General features: G+C 49.1%; 16 protein-coding genes and 2 tRNA genes. 12 read left to right on the forward strand and 6 right to left on the reverse strand.

Annotated elements, in window-relative coordinates; all coding sequences use genetic code 11:
* Nucleotides 1-400 precede the first annotated feature (400 nt).
* Together ACOJS8_RS26860 and ACOJS8_RS26865 are read right to left on the reverse strand one after the other, a co-directional pair.
* A tRNA-Pro gene (locus tag ACOJS8_RS26860) sits at nt 401-474 on the reverse strand.
* A gap of 20 nt (nt 475-494) precedes the next feature.
* Nucleotides 495-581, reverse strand: a tRNA-Ser gene (locus ACOJS8_RS26865).
* Nucleotides 582-750: 169 nt separating this feature from the next.
* Between ACOJS8_RS26865 and ACOJS8_RS26870 the strand changes: the two genes are divergently transcribed.
* The 7 genes from ACOJS8_RS26870 (at nt 751) to cdaA (ending at nt 7152) form a co-directional block, all read left to right on the forward strand.
* Entirely contained in the window at nt 751-1713 is a 963-nt protein-coding gene (locus ACOJS8_RS26870; protein WP_420151641.1) for a vWA domain-containing protein, read from the forward strand.
* A gap of 48 nt (nt 1714-1761) precedes the next feature.
* Nucleotides 1762-2460 carry a tetratricopeptide repeat protein gene (locus tag ACOJS8_RS26875; protein ID WP_420151642.1) on the forward strand — a complete coding sequence of 233 codons (699 nt, stop codon included), beginning with the start codon at nt 1762-1764 and terminating at the stop codon, nt 2458-2460.
* Nucleotides 2461-2491: 31 nt separating this feature from the next.
* Nucleotides 2492-3667 (forward strand): acetyl-CoA C-acyltransferase, encoded by a 1176-nt coding sequence (locus ACOJS8_RS26880; protein WP_420151643.1) that lies wholly within the window; start codon nt 2492-2494, stop codon nt 3665-3667.
* A 42-nt stretch (nt 3668-3709) separates the two neighbouring features.
* Nucleotides 3710-4648, forward strand: coding sequence for a phosphoribosylaminoimidazolesuccinocarboxamide synthase (locus ACOJS8_RS26885; protein ID WP_420151644.1), 939 nt, complete (start codon nt 3710-3712; stop codon nt 4646-4648).
* A gap of 111 nt (nt 4649-4759) precedes the next feature.
* A complete protein-coding gene (locus ACOJS8_RS26890) occupies nt 4760-5170 on the forward strand; it encodes an STAS domain-containing protein (protein ID WP_420151645.1) in 411 nt (136 codons plus the stop codon).
* A gap of 40 nt (nt 5171-5210) precedes the next feature.
* Entirely contained in the window at nt 5211-6155 is a 945-nt protein-coding gene (locus ACOJS8_RS26895; RefSeq protein ID WP_420151656.1) for a ribonuclease Z, read from the forward strand.
* Nucleotides 6156-6336: 181 nt separating this feature from the next.
* Nucleotides 6337-7152: a diadenylate cyclase CdaA gene (cdaA, locus tag ACOJS8_RS26900; RefSeq protein WP_420151646.1), complete on the forward strand. Its 816-nt coding sequence runs from the start codon at nt 6337-6339 to the stop codon at nt 7150-7152.
* 116 nt (nt 7153-7268) lie between these two features.
* Here cdaA and ACOJS8_RS26905 read toward each other — a convergent pair whose 3' ends face one another.
* Nucleotides 7269-7676: a DUF4332 domain-containing protein gene (locus ACOJS8_RS26905; RefSeq protein ID WP_420151647.1), complete on the reverse strand. Its 408-nt coding sequence runs from the start codon at nt 7674-7676 to the stop codon at nt 7269-7271.
* A gap of 62 nt (nt 7677-7738) precedes the next feature.
* Complete coding sequence (locus ACOJS8_RS26910; RefSeq protein WP_420151648.1) at nt 7739-7915, reverse strand: hypothetical protein; 177 nt, start codon at nt 7913-7915, stop codon at nt 7739-7741.
* Between the two features lie 180 nt (nt 7916-8095).
* Between ACOJS8_RS26910 and ACOJS8_RS26915 the strand changes: the two genes are divergently transcribed.
* Complete coding sequence (locus tag ACOJS8_RS26915; protein ID WP_420151649.1) at nt 8096-9148, forward strand: S1C family serine protease; 1053 nt, start codon at nt 8096-8098, stop codon at nt 9146-9148.
* Between the two features lie 368 nt (nt 9149-9516).
* Here ACOJS8_RS26915 and ACOJS8_RS26920 read toward each other — a convergent pair whose 3' ends face one another.
* Nucleotides 9517-10461 carry a DUF2279 domain-containing protein gene (locus ACOJS8_RS26920; RefSeq protein WP_420151650.1) on the reverse strand — a complete coding sequence of 315 codons (945 nt, stop codon included), beginning with the start codon at nt 10459-10461 and terminating at the stop codon, nt 9517-9519.
* Between the two features lie 129 nt (nt 10462-10590).
* Between ACOJS8_RS26920 and ACOJS8_RS26925 the strand changes: the two genes are divergently transcribed.
* The 4 genes from ACOJS8_RS26925 (at nt 10591) to ACOJS8_RS26940 (ending at nt 16018) form a co-directional block, all read left to right on the forward strand.
* The gene (locus ACOJS8_RS26925; RefSeq protein ID WP_420151651.1) at nt 10591-12297 is read left to right on the forward strand and encodes a DUF6909 family protein; all 1707 of its coding nucleotides are present in this window, start codon (nt 10591-10593) and stop codon (nt 12295-12297) included.
* A gap of 170 nt (nt 12298-12467) precedes the next feature.
* A complete protein-coding gene (locus ACOJS8_RS26930; protein WP_420151652.1) occupies nt 12468-14000 on the forward strand; it encodes a malate:quinone oxidoreductase in 1533 nt (510 codons plus the stop codon).
* An 88-nt stretch (nt 14001-14088) separates the two neighbouring features.
* Entirely contained in the window at nt 14089-15342 is a 1254-nt protein-coding gene (locus tag ACOJS8_RS26935; protein WP_420151653.1) for a DUF819 domain-containing protein, read from the forward strand.
* A 49-nt stretch (nt 15343-15391) separates the two neighbouring features.
* Nucleotides 15392-16018, forward strand: coding sequence for a DUF2306 domain-containing protein (locus ACOJS8_RS26940; RefSeq protein WP_420151654.1), 627 nt, complete (start codon nt 15392-15394; stop codon nt 16016-16018).
* 92 nt (nt 16019-16110) lie between these two features.
* Here ACOJS8_RS26940 and ACOJS8_RS26945 read toward each other — a convergent pair.
* A partial coding sequence (locus ACOJS8_RS26945) for an MFS transporter (RefSeq protein ID WP_420151655.1) occupies nt 16111-17011 on the reverse strand: 901 nt, incomplete at its 5' end.

The following is a 17011-nucleotide window of genomic DNA, read 5'->3' on the forward strand; positions in this document are numbered from 1 at the left end:
GGAATACATCATTACCGAATATGGCAAGTCTTTTGTACCCATAGCCGAACAGTTATTGAAATGGGGATTGTCTCACCGTAAAATTATAAAGGAAAAGTAATATGTGCCAGACCAACCTTGCATTGTTTGATTAAGTAAATAAGTCATCATATTTCCTTACGCTTCCCGTTTACCCTAGACTTTGCATCCATACGTTGGGTACAACTCGCTTTCTTTTGGGGAATTTCGGATTCGCGTCCAATTGTGGCTTTCTTTTCGTACATCGCACCCAAATAAATCGCTCACGCAATTGCTCACATTTTGATTGGTATTCTTTGGGGTTTATTGGTATGGAAAAAAACAAACAACCCGCAAATTTCATCAATTTGCGGGTTGTTTACCTTACTTCGTTGAAGTAGTGTCGGGGTGGCAGGATTCGAACCTACGACCTCCTGCTCCCAAAGCAGGCGCGATACCGGGCTACGCTACACCCCGAAAGTTTACTCGTCATTCAGCGGAGAGAGAGGGATTCGAACCCTCGGTACCGTTACCAGTACGACAGTTTAGCAAACTGTTCCTTTCGGCCTCTCAGGCATCTCTCCGGAGCCAACCATTCCCTTTCTCGAACGATTGGGACACAAAGATAGGGCAATTCAACGTTTTCAGCAATACATAGTCCGTAAAATCTTTTTCAATTAGTACTTTCGTCCATTCTATTCCGAGCTGATACGTAATGAAAGTGATTCAGCATCAGTTTGATACTCGCCCTGAATGAACTGGTTATATTCCTTTTCCCGTACTGAAATTATTTTTATTGGCTTATTCATCAGCCTTTATTTTATCTATATCTGGCGTACATTTCGCCTGGCTCATCAACTCAATACGTCTGCCTGGGGCGTAATACCTAAGTTTTTTCTGCGCGGCAGTTATCTGGCTCTGTTAATCATTGCCCTACTCGGCCCATCCTTCGGTGAAGCGGAAGGCGATTTATCAACAACGGGTCGTGATACGTTCCTCATTGTCGATATTTCCCGGTCTATGGACGCGGGCGACGTAGTGCCTACCCGTCTGGAGCATACAAAATACAACATTCAGCAGCTTTGCGATACGTTGCCAGCCGAACGCTTCGGTGTAGTGCTCGCTTCTTCGGAACCGTTCGTGCTCTCCCCCCTGACCACCGACCAGGAAGCACTTAAGCAGTTTATACGGGAGGTACACACCAACATTTCTGCAACCGGCGGCACCGATCTGTGTAACGCCATAGAGTTAGCTCGTCAAAAACTTCTGGTCGATCCTTCAACCCAGCGGAGTGTCAAGGCGATCGTTTTATTCAGCGACGGAGAGAATTTTGCTGCCTGTGAACGTAGTACCCTGTCGCGCCTGCGCACAGCCGGCATACCTTTGATAACGGTAGGTGTTGGCACTGAAGGGGGGGCCTCCATCCGGGAAGGGCGGGATTTTGTGCGTGACAACGACCGACAGATCGTTCGCAGCCGCCTAAACCGGCAGTTTCTGCAGGAACTGGCCCGCAATAGCCGGGGTCAGTACGTTGAGGCAGATGCCAATGGACGGTATATCAACGAATTAGCTCAGGTTATCCGGGGGCTAAAAGGACAAAATACCAGCCAGGGCACCCTGGCCGTTTCTACAAACAAGTACTATTATTTTTTGCTGGCGGCCCTGGGTTTTATTGCCCTGGATCTGATAATCACCATCCGAACGTTCCGATTGTAAGTTCATCTCAACCTTTCGTCTTATTTTTGGCAATTCGAATCGGCTGTCATGATGATTTACTTACTCATTACAGCCTGGCTTTGGTGGGATAATCTGTTTTCGCTAAATCAGGTTTCACGCAACAACCAGGCACGTCAGGAAGCGCAGGTTGCTTATCAGTCTGGCAACTACAAACGGGCTTTAGCGTTGTACGCTTATCTGAGTCGTACAACCACAACCATTGATCTGGGGGTACGACTAAACCTGGGACATACGTATTTTCAATTGAAGCAGTATCCAAAAGCAAAATCGCAGTACGAAACCCTGCTGCAGTCCGATCGGCCGGACTTACGAACGGCGGCCGCTACGCAGTTGGGCGTACTCACCTGTCTTGCAGGCGACAGCGCTACGGCGCTATCGCTGTTTCAGCGGGCTCTGCTTGAAAACCCCGACAATGAACCCGCCCGCTACAATTTTGAGTTGATTAAAACACACTATTCAGGCAGGAAGCCAGCAACTAATCCACGTGAGCAGTCGTTGGTTCGGAAGCCAAAGCTTGTTAACAGGCTTAACCCATCAGGTGGGCAGCAGGTTGAACGATCTGCCCGGCAGGATGAGTTATTACGTCGGTTTCAACGGCTGAATCTGGATGAACAACAGGCGCTGCAGTTACTTGAAGCAATGGAAAGCGATGACCTTCCCTATGTGCTGACCCATTCGGCCAGACGTAAGGGTACTAAATCCGCTGGGAGCGCAAACCGCTGGTAGATAACTCACCCGCTTAAACCCACAAACCCACATGAACGAAGTTGTAATTGTTTCCGCTGTCAGGACACCCATTGGCAGTTTTGGCGGTATTTTTTCCACGCTTTCGGCTATAGATCTGGGAGCGGCTGCCATCCGGGGGGCTATAAGCCGCGTCGGTTTGCAGCCCGACCAGGTGCAGGAAGTTTATATGGGCAACGTAGTATCGGCAAATCTGGGGCAGGCTCCCGCCAAACAAGCGGCCTTAAAAGCGGGCTTGCCCGCTACGATTCCCTGCACAACTATTAACAAAGTGTGTGCATCAGGAACCAAGGCAATTATGCTGGCAGCGCAGTCCATTCAGTTAGGGCAGGCCGACGTAGTGGTGGCGGGCGGGATGGAAAGCATGTCAAACGCGCCATACTACGTACCCAAAGCCCGTTTTGGCTATAAATACGGAAATGCTGAATTAGTGGATGGGCTTGCCCGCGACGGACTGGTAGATGCGTACGATCAATGCGCGATGGGCGTCTTCGCCGATCAGACCGCTCAGCAGTATGCCATCAGTCGTCAGGAGCAGGATGCCTACACAATTCAATCATACCGCCGGGCAGAAGCCAGTACTCATAACGGTCAGTTCAGCGCTGAAATCGTACCCGTCGAAGTTACTGGTCGCAAAGGCAGCGTAACCGTCAGTGAAGATGAAGAGTACAAAAATGTTATTTACGACAAAATTCCAACGCTGAAAGCAGCCTTTACACCCGACGGTACGGTCACCCCCGCCAGTTCATCCCCTATTAGCGATGGTGCGTCGGCGTTAGTGGTGATGAGCAGACGAAAAGCCGATGAACTGAAACTCAAACCTCTAGTCCGGATTCTGGCGTATGCCGATGCGGAACAGGCCCCGCAATGGTTCACAACGGCCCCAACGAAAGCCGTACCCCTGGCGCTCGAAAGGGCCGGGTTGACAGCAGAAGCTATTGATTTTTTTGAAGTAAACGAAGCCTTTGCCGTTGTTCCGCTGGCTTTCAGCAAGGCATTAAATATTCCGCAGGAAAAGCTAAACGCCTTTGGCGGGGCTGTTTCTATCGGTCATCCGCTGGGTGCATCCGGAGCACGTATCGTCACAACGCTTACGAACGTATTACACCAAAAGGGAGGTCGTTACGGTGCAGTGGGCATCTGCAACGGCGGAGGTGGTGCCTCGGCTATTGTCATTGAAAAATTATAATTGTTTCTGGAACAGGAGATCTGAACCATTAACCTAACTTACATGAACGCCATTCAGGAGACTAATTTTCAATTTCCCGGTCAGACGGGATTTTACCGGGGTAAAGTACGCGATGTCTATTCATTTCCAGATAAGCTGGTCATGATTGCGTCGGATCGCATTTCGGCTTTCGACGTAGTACTGCCCCGTCCGATTCCATTTAAAGGTCAGGTTCTCAATCAAACGGCTTCTTACTTTCTGAAAGCCACTGCCGATATTGTTCCCAACTGGCTCCTGGACGTACCAGATCCCAATGTAAGTATTGGCCTGAAATGCGAACCCTACGCCGTCGAAATGGTAGTTCGTGGCTATCTGGCAGGTCATGCCTGGCGTCAGTATCGCGATGGGCACCGTATACTGTGTGGGGTACCTCTACCAGAAGGTCTTAACGAAAATGATCGGTTACCCAGCCCAATCATTACCCCATCGACCAAAGCGCATGAGGGTCACGACGAAGACATAAGCCGGGAAGAAATTTTGAGCCGTGGTATCGTTCCTGAGAGCGAGTACGTACAGTTGGAACAATACGCGCTGGCTCTTTTTGAACGCGGTACGTCGATGGCGGCCGAACAGGGACTCATTCTGGTAGACACCAAATACGAGTTTGGAAATCGGTATGGCAAAGTATATCTGATTGATGAAGTTCACACCCCCGACTCTTCCCGCTATTTCTACGCCGACACCTACGTAGCGAATCAGGAAGCAGGGCAGCCACAGAAACAATTATCTAAAGAGTTCGTTCGGGAATGGCTCATTGCCAATGGCTTTCAGGGAAAAACAGGGCAAATTGTTCCTGAAATGTCTGACGAATGGGTGAATCAGATTACAACCCGTTACATCGAACTTTACGAAAAAGTAACGGGGCAGCATTTCCAGCGGGCAGAAGATACCGCTCCCCTTTCACGAATTAAAACCAACATTTTACAGGCAATAACCGATTAGTGAATAATGCTTAATGGATAATGTACAATGACGGCCTCATCGATAATTTAAGCACCTCGAAGCCAACAATCTTTTTACATTATCTATTTTACATTATACATTTAATATTATATGAATTACACAATACAGAAAAACGAGCAGTACGCTCTGATCAGATTAGCAGAAAATACGTTTGGCGGTGACGTACCCACTGATTTTGAGACCCTAAGCCGCGGTTTGTTTCGGGAAGGATACAGCAACATTATTGTAGATATGGCGCCGGTGCAAACGATCGATCAGGCTGGGGTTGCTACGCTTCGAAAAATAAATCGACAATGTACCAACGAGGTGGGCCTGCTGGTTGTTGTTACAAAGAACGACGATCTGATTGAGTTTATGGATACGTCTCACCTCAGCGATCTGACCATTCTGCCAACCGTAGAAGAAGCTGTAGATGCTGTGTTTATGAATGAACTAGAGAACGATTTTCGGAGCGAAGATGACGATGAGTACGACGCCGGAGGCAGCGTCGGTCGTGAATAAGCCGAATGTGGCCCTAACTGACGTAGCACGACCTGATGCCATGATTGATCCGGATACGAACAGACCGGCGCATATACCGTTTGCCCTTACCATTTTAGGGGCTGGCTCGGCTACGCCCACTCTCCGGCTCCACCAGACGGCTCAGTTACTGACAATTGGTAATGACTATATTCTAATCGACTGTGGCGAAGGCACCCAGACCCGGCTCCTTGAACAGCGAATTCGGCCAGGGCGGTTACGGTATATTTTTATCAGCCACCTTCACGGCGATCACTACTTCGGGCTGGCCCCTCTCCTATCGAGTTTAAATTTGGGCGGACGTACTGAAGATCTGTATCTGTTTGGTCCACGCGGTCTGGATGAAGTGTTAACGACTATTTTCCGGGTTTCAAATTCCCAGCTTGGGTATAAACTTCATTTTCAGATTGTCGACCCCGATCAGCCCGTCCTTCTGCTGGATCATCCGCTTATCACGGTGCAGTCAATTCCGCTTCAGCACCGTATTGACTGCACGGGTTATCTTTTTCGGGAAAAGCCGCATAAACCCCATCTGCTACGTGAAAAACTTCCTGATACCGTTCCGGTAACGTATCTGAAACAACTCAAAAATGGCCAGGATATCCTGGATGCCGACGGGCGAGTTCTCTACGCGGCTGCCGAGTATACCGAACCTGGACCAACTCCCCGCTCCTACGCCTACTGTTCGGACACACGCTACGTTGACTCGTTAATTCCGCAACTCCACGGCGTCAATCTGCTCTACCACGAAGCAACCTTTCTGGAAGATAATGCCGCTCGTGCAGCAGAGGTTTTTCATTCTACCGCCAAACAAGCCGCTTCGATTGCCGCCCAGGCACAGGTTGGTAAGCTGCTGATCGGCCATTTCTCCTCACGGTACAAACAGTTCAACCTGTTTTTAGACGAAGCCCGGTCCGTTTTTCCGGAAACGTATCTGGCAATCGAGGGCGAAACGACAGCCGTTTAACGTAGTGCTATTAACGTAGTGTTTTCTGATAACTATCCCCGTTACGCTGGAGAAGCCTGCGGTTGATCTTTTCCGGCAAGTTCAGAACAATACGATCTCTATTTAGCCCGTTGGCTAGGTGCTATGGGTGTGTCGACTGGATTCTGATTATCTTTAACCCCGAAACTTTATCATTTTGTTCATGCTGGCTTTTCGCCTGGGATTTTTAGACATTGGTTGGCTCGATCTGCTCGACATTGCACTGGTAGCCATCTTAATTTATCAGATTTACAACCTCGTACGTGGAAGTGTCGCCAGCCGGGTTTTTGTTGGCTATCTGCTGGTGTATCTGGCTTATCTGTTAGTCAAAGCGCTCGGTTTAAATTTAATGACAACCATTCTCGAATATTTTATCAGTGTAGGCGCTTTAGCACTGATTATCATATTTCAGCACGAAATTCGGCGCTTTCTGCTGCTTATCGGCAAATCTACCAACCTCACCAATACCCGTCGGCTCCGGCAATGGCTGCTGCGTGATACCGAAAAAATGGACAATCAAACCTTTCTGAAACCAATTCTGGACACCTGCAAAGCACTGGGGGCTGAATTTTCGGGAGGTTTACTGGTTCTCCAGAAGAACGATGATCTGGAAAAGTTTGCTCAATCGGGCGAAGTGATCGATGCGGATATTTCAAAACCCCTGCTGCTCGCTATTTTTAGCCAATATAGTCCACTACATGACGGCGCCGTGCTTATTTGTGAAGGACGTATCAGAGCGGCACGGTGTATTTTACCCGTGTCGGAAGATGATGAGCTTCCGCCATCCCTGGGCTTTCGTCACCGGGCAGCACTGGGTATGAGCGAAGCTACCGATGCTGCCGTGATTGCGGTATCGGAGGAAAGTGGACGGTTGTCTCTGGCGCTTAACGGCGAGTTATATACGAACCTGAGTCAGCCGGAATTAGAGAGTCGATTGGAGCGATACTTAAGAGAGCCCGGTAACCGAAGCCTGAACTAACGTAGTGAACTCGTCGTCATCAATGGTTATTTATAACTATAAAACAGGCGAATAAGCATCAGCCCTAATTAGAAATAACCAAATGACCTGAAGCAGGGGTGTTGGCCAACACCCCTTTAATATTCCAGCATTGGGGGCAATTTTTTGGCCTGCTCAACAAAATCCCCAATTTGTTCAGCAGAAGGCGGCCGTTGCGTGTATTGACGGACACTGTTTATCTCAATCAGTTTAGTATGCAAGTTACCCGGTACACGTTTAGCCAGTTCCTTCACGGTATCGACACCTGATTCTTCCATAAGGTCACTGTATACCCGACCAATACCCTTAATACGAGCCAGGTCGGCCCGATTTGCCAGATCCAGAATTATGGCTCCATCAACGCCGGTTGCAGAAGCCAGGGCCTTACGGTCCGACGGAGTTTTGGTCGCTTCAAGCAGTTCATTGCTGTCGCTAATACCTTGTGCCTTTAGGGCATTTAAAATGGTACTCGTCATACCACGTAATTCTCCTAGTGTGAGGCTCATACTGAAAAAGAGTATGGATAAACAAAAATCCGGGCTGACCTTCAGACCGTTTAATAAACAAGTTAGCGAGCAAGGTACTTCCGTCGCGTATCGTTCAGAAGAAATTTTTTCTGTACGGTAAAACTCTCCGGATGCATCTGCGCAAATTCATGCTTCCACTCTGCGTACCGGGCGGGTTCCTCTTCCTGAAATCGCTCGGCATTTATTTTCTTCTGGCTTAAATACTCTTCAAAACTCATAAACACATGCTGCCATTTTATCCGAAACCAAAAACCATTCTGCCTTTTTCAACTACCAAATTCAGGGATTTATCAAGAAAAAATGACAGAATGGCCGACAAAACGAGCAATTCTTATTGAAATCGGTCTTGGAACAGATCGTGGAAGCCTACTCCTACTCTCACATAACCATTCTCACGCATGAACACAACATTTGTGACATTTGCCGATACGACCTCACAGTCGGGAGGAGCAGCCGAACAGGATTCTGTTTTGCTGGACGCATACTCAAACACAATTGTAAATGTAGCGAAAAAAGTAAGTCCCTCCGTTGTACAGATTAAGGTTAGCGGGCGAACTTATGGAACGGTATCAGATCGCAGGAATACGCTTCCTCCGCAACGTCGATCACCGGGACAGGAAGAGCAGGATAGCGGTACGGGTTCAGGATTCATTATCTCCAGTGACGGCTACCTGATCACCAACAACCACGTAGTGGCAGGGGCTCAACGCATCACGGTTTCGTTGCCCGACTCCCGCGACTTTGACGCTACGTTAGTTGGGCGCGATCCGGCCACTGATATTGCCGTTCTTAAGATTTACGCCGACGGTCTGAAAGCAATTCGTTTTGCCGATTCAAAACAGGTTCAGGTCGGTCAGATTGCCATTGCCCTCGGAAATCCCTATGGTTTTCAGTATTCACTAACGGCGGGCGTTGTTAGTGCACTTGGCCGGACGCTACGTTCCGAATCAGGCCGGCTGATTGACGACGTTATTCAGACAGACGCTTCCCTGAACCCCGGCAATTCGGGTGGGCCGCTGGTCAATTCAAATGGAGATGTAATTGGGGTAAACACGGCGGTTATTCTGCCTGCTCAGGGAATCTGTTTCGCCGTTTCGTCAAACCTCACAGCCCTGGTTGCGGGTAAGCTCATCATGGACGGTCGCGTTCGTCGGGGATACCTTGGCATTGCCGGTCAGCTTATCAACCTCACCGAACGTATCAAACAATACAACCAGCTTAGCGCCAGAACGGGTGTAATGATTGTTAGTGTTGAAGCCGACGGAATAGCTGGCAACGGCAACCTGCGTCCGGGTGATATTATTGTGGGTTTTAACAACGATTCGGTGGCCAGCGTTGATGATTTACACCGCCTGCTGACAGATGATACAATTGGCCGGTCGGTTCAGTTGACAGTTTTGCGTGAAAACCGTAAGCAAGGCGTTATGGTTATTCCCGGCGAATTGAAGTAAACCGTATCCAGAATTGCGTGTGCCGACCTCGATGTCAACCGTTTATGGTCACTACGTAGCGCCTGTAAATTAGTTGCTCTTACCGCCGGCACACGTAATTATCTGCTTATTGATACGTAACATCAGCCCGACACTTCCGAATCATAATACGTCACCAACGTATAGTAGTAGGCGTTGAGGTTTGATTTATTCAACTCGAAAGTCATGCAACGCCTTTTTGTTTTCACCTTAGCGGCTTGCTCAGCCTCAGCCAAAGAGTTTAAACCGTTGAGGATTAATGGCACACTAAGGCTGACTTTGATACTAATGGTGGCCGGAAATGATGAGCGCATCCAGCAAACACGGCGGCTTTAAACGTTTTGTATTTTCTATTCTTTCGGCAGTATCAGTGGATGGAATCGGAGGCCTTTCACCCGATTGAACTCCAGCGACGGCGCCGGAATTTTGAAAAACTGGACCGTACCGATAAATCGCTGGAGTGAGGGCGAGAACGTACCAATCCGCGACAGATCCGCATCGGGCGAGATAAAGAACTGGCGGTATCGTGTGAATTTCACCTCATTTCCTTCTTTATCGATCACCCGTGGATTTTCATGGCCGCCTATCATTCCACTACCGCTGTAGCCAAAATCCAGGTTGAGCCATCGCGGAAACGACGGTCCGACCGGCAACACCGACGCCAGATTAACCGATAGCCAGTACTGTTGCCCATTGTAGTCTTTAAGCATCTGCTGACCCGTAGTTTTTCCTAACAGATTCGGGCGATACGGCGGAAAAATGGTTTTCCGAAAACCGTACTTCATACTAACCACCTGCTGCCCGGTCCCGTATTGTTGCCCTACAAACAGCGCCGTTCCTGCTACGTTGGCCAGCATATCCCCTTTCGAGAACCCCCACCCTTCGGCATGTCCGTCGTACACCTCCAGGGTTGTCTGGAACAGCAGCGCCAGTAACCCGCCCGTCAGAATACTGGCTCGCTCGTTAACGCCACTCCACCGCATCAGTTCATAACCTCCCCGGCTCATGCAGTAGGCCGTAGCCGCGTGGCCCACTTTATCCATCTGGAGCCACTCCGCATTATCGTTAAAGCTATGAAACGGTACTTTTTTCTTATACCACTGCTTACGTAGCATCAACAACGTAATGGTGTAGAAAGCCGCCGTACCGACCAGAACCCCAATAAAGCGTCCCTGATTAATTCCCGCCGGTTCGGGAGCAGCAGGAGGTATGGGCATAGGTTGTGCCTGAATCGTCTGACAGAGCATAAGCCAGCATAAACCAATCAGTACTACGTGCCGGATTCGGTATTTCATCACTCAAAAATACCATCCCATTTTATTATTTGGCAGGATTTCTTACGCTTAATATCCTGTTCATTCCATAAACCTGCCCAAGAACCTTTTACCCGTAACTTTGGCGGAAATTACTTCTACTACGTAATTATGAATCTCGTTCCATCTCCTCCCCTCACCCGCGCTCAGGAATCACGCGTTGCTATTGAACGATTATACATTACCATGCGCCACCTGTTTAATCGGGGCTTTTATAAACCGTCGGGCGTATCGGGTGAAGAGATCCGCCGGGCATTGCTGATACTTCAGCCCGAAATTTATGGCCTGGTTGGCGATCCGCAACGGGTTGAGTTAGATGGCCTGGTGTACGTAATGGACCGGCTTCCGAAAGGGATTGAAGCCTGTCGGGTTATTTCACTGGCTTCGCGGGAAGGGTTCGAAAACTCTCATTTTCCGGTGCTTGTTCCGGCCAAACGGCGCCGTAACTGTTACCGGATCGATAACGAACAGATGGTTATTGAAGTCACGAATGGACGTAGTGAAATCTATGATATTCTCACCCATCTGACATTTATGTTCATGGAAGCCGACAAAATCCGACGTAACGCTTTTCAGGAGCGCGGCAGCCGAACGCGCGAGTGGGAGAAACTGGAAGCCATTGTCCAGTCGGGTGGGAACGTAACGGACGACGAACGGGAATTGGCGCTAATGTACCTAAGCTCTATTCTGGGCCGAACGTTTGAGGAAACGCAACAGGCGTATCGGCGCTTTGAAGAAAATGCAGGCACTAATAGTGGACTTTTTCAAATTGTGTACGGCCTGGGCAGCGTATCGATTCGGGAGTTTAGGGAGTCGAAAACAGATCGCGAAATCAATTTCACGCCTATGCTTCGCGAACGTATCGGGCAACATCTATACGGCGAACGCTGGGCCACGCGCCTGAAACAATACATCTGGGAGCACAATCTGCAGGATCGGCCCATTCATATTATCAGCGCCAATCCACACAGTGTGATGAACTGCCTTTACGCGCCCGCTGCGTTAGCAGACTCAACCACCTGGGACAATCTGTACGATCTGGCGCTTAAGTTAAGTCAGCCTGCCCAACGGGCACTACGCCAGCAAGTGACGGAATATGCTACCGAACATGGCATGCACGTACTGGAAGACCTGGCCGGAACAAGTCTGCTGGTGCAGTTGATCGACACCGCCCGACTGGACACTAAAAAACTGTCGCCCGAAATTAATCATGACGCCAAGCACATTCGCGCTTCGCAACCCCTGCTGCTGATAATGGATTACGCATTTGGTGAGCAGGCTTTTGAGACAATGGACGAATTATTGAAACCTTTTGAGCATGGCGATGAGACCGTTCCGATGAACGTAGCGTCGATTTCGATTATTGGTAAAGCAGGGATTCTCACCGGCGACAAAGGCGACCTGATGATTCCGACATCGCACATTTTTGAAGGTACGGCCGACAATTACCCGCTGGATAACGATTTTCGAAAGGAAGATTTCGAAGGGCATGGCTTAGCCGCGTTTGAAGGTGCCATGATAACCGTGCTGGGAACCTCCTTACAGAACAAGGACGTACTGAGCTATTTCCGCAATTCGTCCTGGAAAGCGATTGGCCTGGAAATGGAAGGAGCGCATTATCAGAAGGCCATTCAGGCTCAGTCAAAAATTCGGGGGAGCGTACCCGCCAAGGTAAAAGTCCGCTACGCGTATTATGCTTCGGACAATCCGCTGCTTACCGGCGCTACGTTGGCATCGGGTAGCCTCGGTACGCTGGGCGTGAAACCGACGTATTTAATTACCGTAAAGTGTCTTGAGAAAATCTTTCAGCCCTCCTGACCCAGTTTTACTAGTCGGCGGCCCAGTTAACTATGTTCATACTATTCGAAAACAATTAACATCTCATCTTTCTGGTAGTTATTATCCTTGTCTATAATTTATCCACCTTACTGAACGACCGATTGGCTAATTTTGTAGCTAATAACGAATACATACCTGCCTAATTTATCATGGCGAAACCAAAAAAAACTACGAAAAAAGGTACCGATGTCATTCTGATCGGGGCCGGTATCATGAGTGCTACGCTCGGTGTGATGCTGAAAGAGCTGCAACCCGACATTACTATTGATATTTACGAACGACTGGACAGTGCAGCCGCTGAGAGTTCCGATGCGTGGAATAACGCTGGCACGGGCCATTCGGCCTTCTGCGAGTTGAACTATACGCCCGAAAAAGAAGACGGGTCTATCGATCCATCCAAAGCGATTAAAATTGCAGAGTCGTTTGAGCAGTCGAAGCAGTTCTGGTCCTATCTGGTCGAGAAGGGTTTTCTGAGCGACGCGCCTAATTTTATCCGGTCTATTCCGCACATGAGCTTTGTATGGGGAGACGATAACGTATCGTACCTCCGCAAACGGTACGACGCACTTCAACAGAATTACCTTTTCCACGGGATGCAGTACTCCGAAGATTCCGCTCAACTCGCCGAATGGATGCCGTTGGTGATGCAGGACCGTGATCCGGCTCAGCCTGTAGCGGCTACCCGGATGGACATTGGTACCGATGTAAACTTTGGCGCCCTGACTCGTGCCATGTTCCGTCGGTTGTACGATATGCCGGGAGTTCATTTGTATTTTGCTCACGAGGTGCGTGATATATGGCGGTCTAAATCGCTGGGCGGCTGGAAAATTCGTGTTGAGAACGTAACAACCGACCAGGTTCGGGACGTACAGACCGAGTTCATTTTCATCGGCGCGGGGGGTGGTTCATTACGTTTGCTCGAAAAATCGGACATTCCTGAAAGTCGCGGATTTGGCGGTTTTCCGGTAAGTGGTCAATGGCTCAAATGCGTGAATCCCGATGTTATTAAGCAGCATCAGGCAAAAGTGTATGGAAAAGCATCGGTAGGCGCTCCGCCCATGTCCGTACCGCACCTGGACACTCGTATGATTGAAGGTAAGCGCGAGCTCCTGTTTGGACCGTACGCTGGTTTTTCGACCAAGTTTCTGAAAAGTGGTTCTTATATGGACCTGCCGAAATCCATTCAGTTGAGTAATATGGCGCCGATGCTGATGGCAGGTTTGCACAATATTCCGCTGACACGCTATCTGATTCAGCAGGTCATGCAATCGCCCGAAGACCGGCTGGGCGCGTTGCGGGAGTATTACCCCAATGCTAAAATGGAAGACTGGGAACTCGAGATTGCCGGTCAACGTGTGCAGGTGATCAAGAAAGACGAAGAAGAAGGGGGCGTACTGGAGTTTGGCACCGAAGTGGTAAGTGCTGCTGATGGTAGTATCGCTGCATTACTGGGTGCATCGCCGGGAGCATCAACAGCCGTTTCTATCATGCTGGATCTAATGAAACGCTGCTTCCCCGATCAACTTAAAACGGAAGCCTGGCAACAGAAGCTTAAAGAAATGATTCCAAGCTACGGCCAGGTTTTAGCCAATAATCCAGAGCTTGGCCAAAAACTGAGGAAGCAAACCAGCGAAGTACTGGGTCTGGATGATTATGAATATACGCCCGAAATGACTCGGTAATCAATGATGAGTGATAAGTGATGAGTAAAATACTGATGCGCCAGCTTATTCATCACTCATCACTTATCACTCATCATTACTTATCCCCATGCAGCAACCGCTGATTACCAACGACGCTATCATTCTTGGTATCTTCCTGGTACTGCTAACCTTTATTTTTAAAACCTCTCAATCCGAACATCCTTTCTGGCAACGGGCTTACACCTACGTACCGTCGCTACTACTTTGTTACATTTTCCCCGCTGGGATGAATAGCCTGAATATTATCTCGGGCGAACAATCGAGTCTGTACAAAGTGTCAACCAATTATCTGCTGCCAGCGGCATTGGTACTGCTCACGTCAACCGCTGATTTAAGGTCAATTGCCCGGCTGGGTCAGAAAGCCCTGATTACGTTCATGTCGGGTACGGTAGGGATCATTCTTGGCGCACCCATTGCTTTCTGGCTGGTCATGCAGTTGATTCCCGGTTTTCGCGAACAGGCCATCGCTAACGAGTATTGGAAAGGACTGGTTACCATCTCAGGAAGCTGGATTGGCGGCAGCAGCAGCCAGTTGGCCCTTAAAGAAATCTATGGTTGCAGTGAAGAACTTTTCGCTATTATTCTGGTGGTTGATGCTGTCGTGTCGACCAGTTGGACGGCCTGTTTGATTTACGGCGCTGCCTACCGCGACAAAATTGATACGTGGCTCCAGGCTGATACACGCTCGATCGAAGAAGTAAAACAACGAATTCTGGCCTATAAAGAAGAACCCGACCGGCCGGCTAATCTGCTGGACCTGAGTACGATCCTGGCTTTAGGGTTCGGAGGAGCGGCACTGGCCCACGGGTTCGCCTACCTAATCTCGACGAATCTCCAGCCTTATAAAGCGTCGCTTGCTACGTATGGACTCGACCCGTTCACGTCCAATTTTCTTTGGGTTGTCATTCTCTCTACGTCGCTCGGGATTGCGCTGTCGTTTACATCATTACGGAAGATGGAAAAACTCGGCACAACGGATCTGGCTACGTTGTTCGTTTACTTTCTCATTATGACCATCGGTATGCGGCTTAACCTGTCCAATCTGGGCGGCAACATGGGCTTATTTCTGGTAGCCGTTATCTGGATGCTGATTCACGTAGTGGTCATGCTCATTACGGCACGTATCATCAAAGCACCTTACTTTTTTGTAGCAGTTGGTAGTCAGGCAAACATCGGGGGCGTTTCGACGGCTCCGGCAGTTGCCTCAATTTTTCACCCGGCTCTGGCCCCCGTCGGCGTACTGCTGGCGGTACTGAGTCACGTATTGGGTACGTACGGTGGACTTATTACAGCCTGGCTAATGCAGATTACTACCCGGTAACAATCTGTTAAACATTACTGATTAACTTAGAGCAAACGATACGCCTATCATGACTATTTTCCTGAAAAGAGGGATGCTCTACGTAGCTTATATTCTGATTGCAGTTGTGGTCCTGTATGCGCTGGCTTATTTCATTCCGTATTTCCAGTCGCCTTTTCTAAAAAACAAACCGCTCGATAATGCGCTCTGGCGAATTGCCTTCTGGACACACGTTGGCTTAGGCGCGTTGGCGTTAGCCATAGGTCCTTTTCAACTATCAGTTAAACGTCGGCAACGTAATCTACTGCAACACAGAAACTTAGGCAAGGCGTATGTAGTAAGTATTCTGGTAGCCAGCGTGTGTGCTTTCTACGCAGCTTTGTATGCGGATACCGGCTGGGTAGCTGGCCTAGGTTTCGCCACGCTGGCTGTTGCCTGGTTCTACACGACGCTACGTGCCTACCAAACCATCCGGAAAAGGCAGGTCAATCAGCACCGCGCCTGGATGTACCGAAGTTACGCCGTTACGTTGGCGGCTGTCACGTTACGTATCATTCTCCCTGTCGAATTAGCGCTTTTGCGTCTCCCGTTTAGTGTGGCCTATCCGATTGTTGCCTGGTTGTGCTGGGTGCCCAATCTGATTGTTGTTGAGTGGTGGTTACGTCAAAAACCGGTTGAAAGATTAATTACTCAGTAACGTAGCGGTGCATTTTATAAATAAAAAACGTCGGGTGTCCACACCTGAACATCCGACGCCGAAACAACGAACAAAACAACAAAACTCAATTCTTATTCCATTACCATTTCCGTGTGGGCGGGTGCTTCGATTTTTTTGCCGATGAACAAGGCGAGTAACGGTACACAGACCAGGAAGAACCCACCGATAATCAGGAATGAATCGGCGTAGGTCATGACCAGTGCCTGCTTCATCAGCGTTCCCTGCATCAATCCATACGCTTTACCCGTAGCCGTTATCAAGGCATCTCCTTTCGACAGGAACAGGTTGGTAAATTGCTTGATACGTTCCACCGATAGCGGGTTGTACATCGATATGTTATCGCTCAATCGGGAAGCGTGCAGGACCGTACGGGTCGAGATATACGTGGTCATGATGGCCGTTCCGAACGTACCGCCCAACTGGCGAATCATACCTGTTAGGGCTGAGCCTTGCGGGATCTCGATATTTTTCAGATCAGCTAGTGTAATCGTCGTCAATGGAATAAAAATCAGCCCCATACCAATACCCCGAACGATAAGCGGCCAGAAGAAATAGTCTGGTCCGGCTTCAAGGCTGATGGCTGACAGATCAAAACAGAAACCAAAGAATAGCAGGAACCCAGCGGCTGCGTACCAAACGGGAGATATGTAATTTTTACTGAGCAATCCACCCACAACGGGCATCATCATCCCGGTTACGATTGAGCCGGGCATCAGTAACAAACCCGTTTGGCTGGCCGTAAATCCAAGAATGGTCTGACAGAAAACCGGAATGATAAACACCGATGCAAACAGACCAAAACCGAGAATGAAGTTAAATAACGTACCGACGGCAAACCGACGCTGACGTAGCAAACTCAGGTCCAGAATAGGTAGTGCGACGGTCAACTGACGCCAGATAAACCCAATCAGGCCAATACCGGCAGCAACTGACATAATAACAATAAATTCGGAGGTGAACCAGTCTTCTTCC

This window comes from Spirosoma sp. (assembly GCF_048594605.1).
Lineage (GTDB): Bacteria > Bacteroidota > Bacteroidia > Cytophagales > Spirosomataceae > Spirosoma.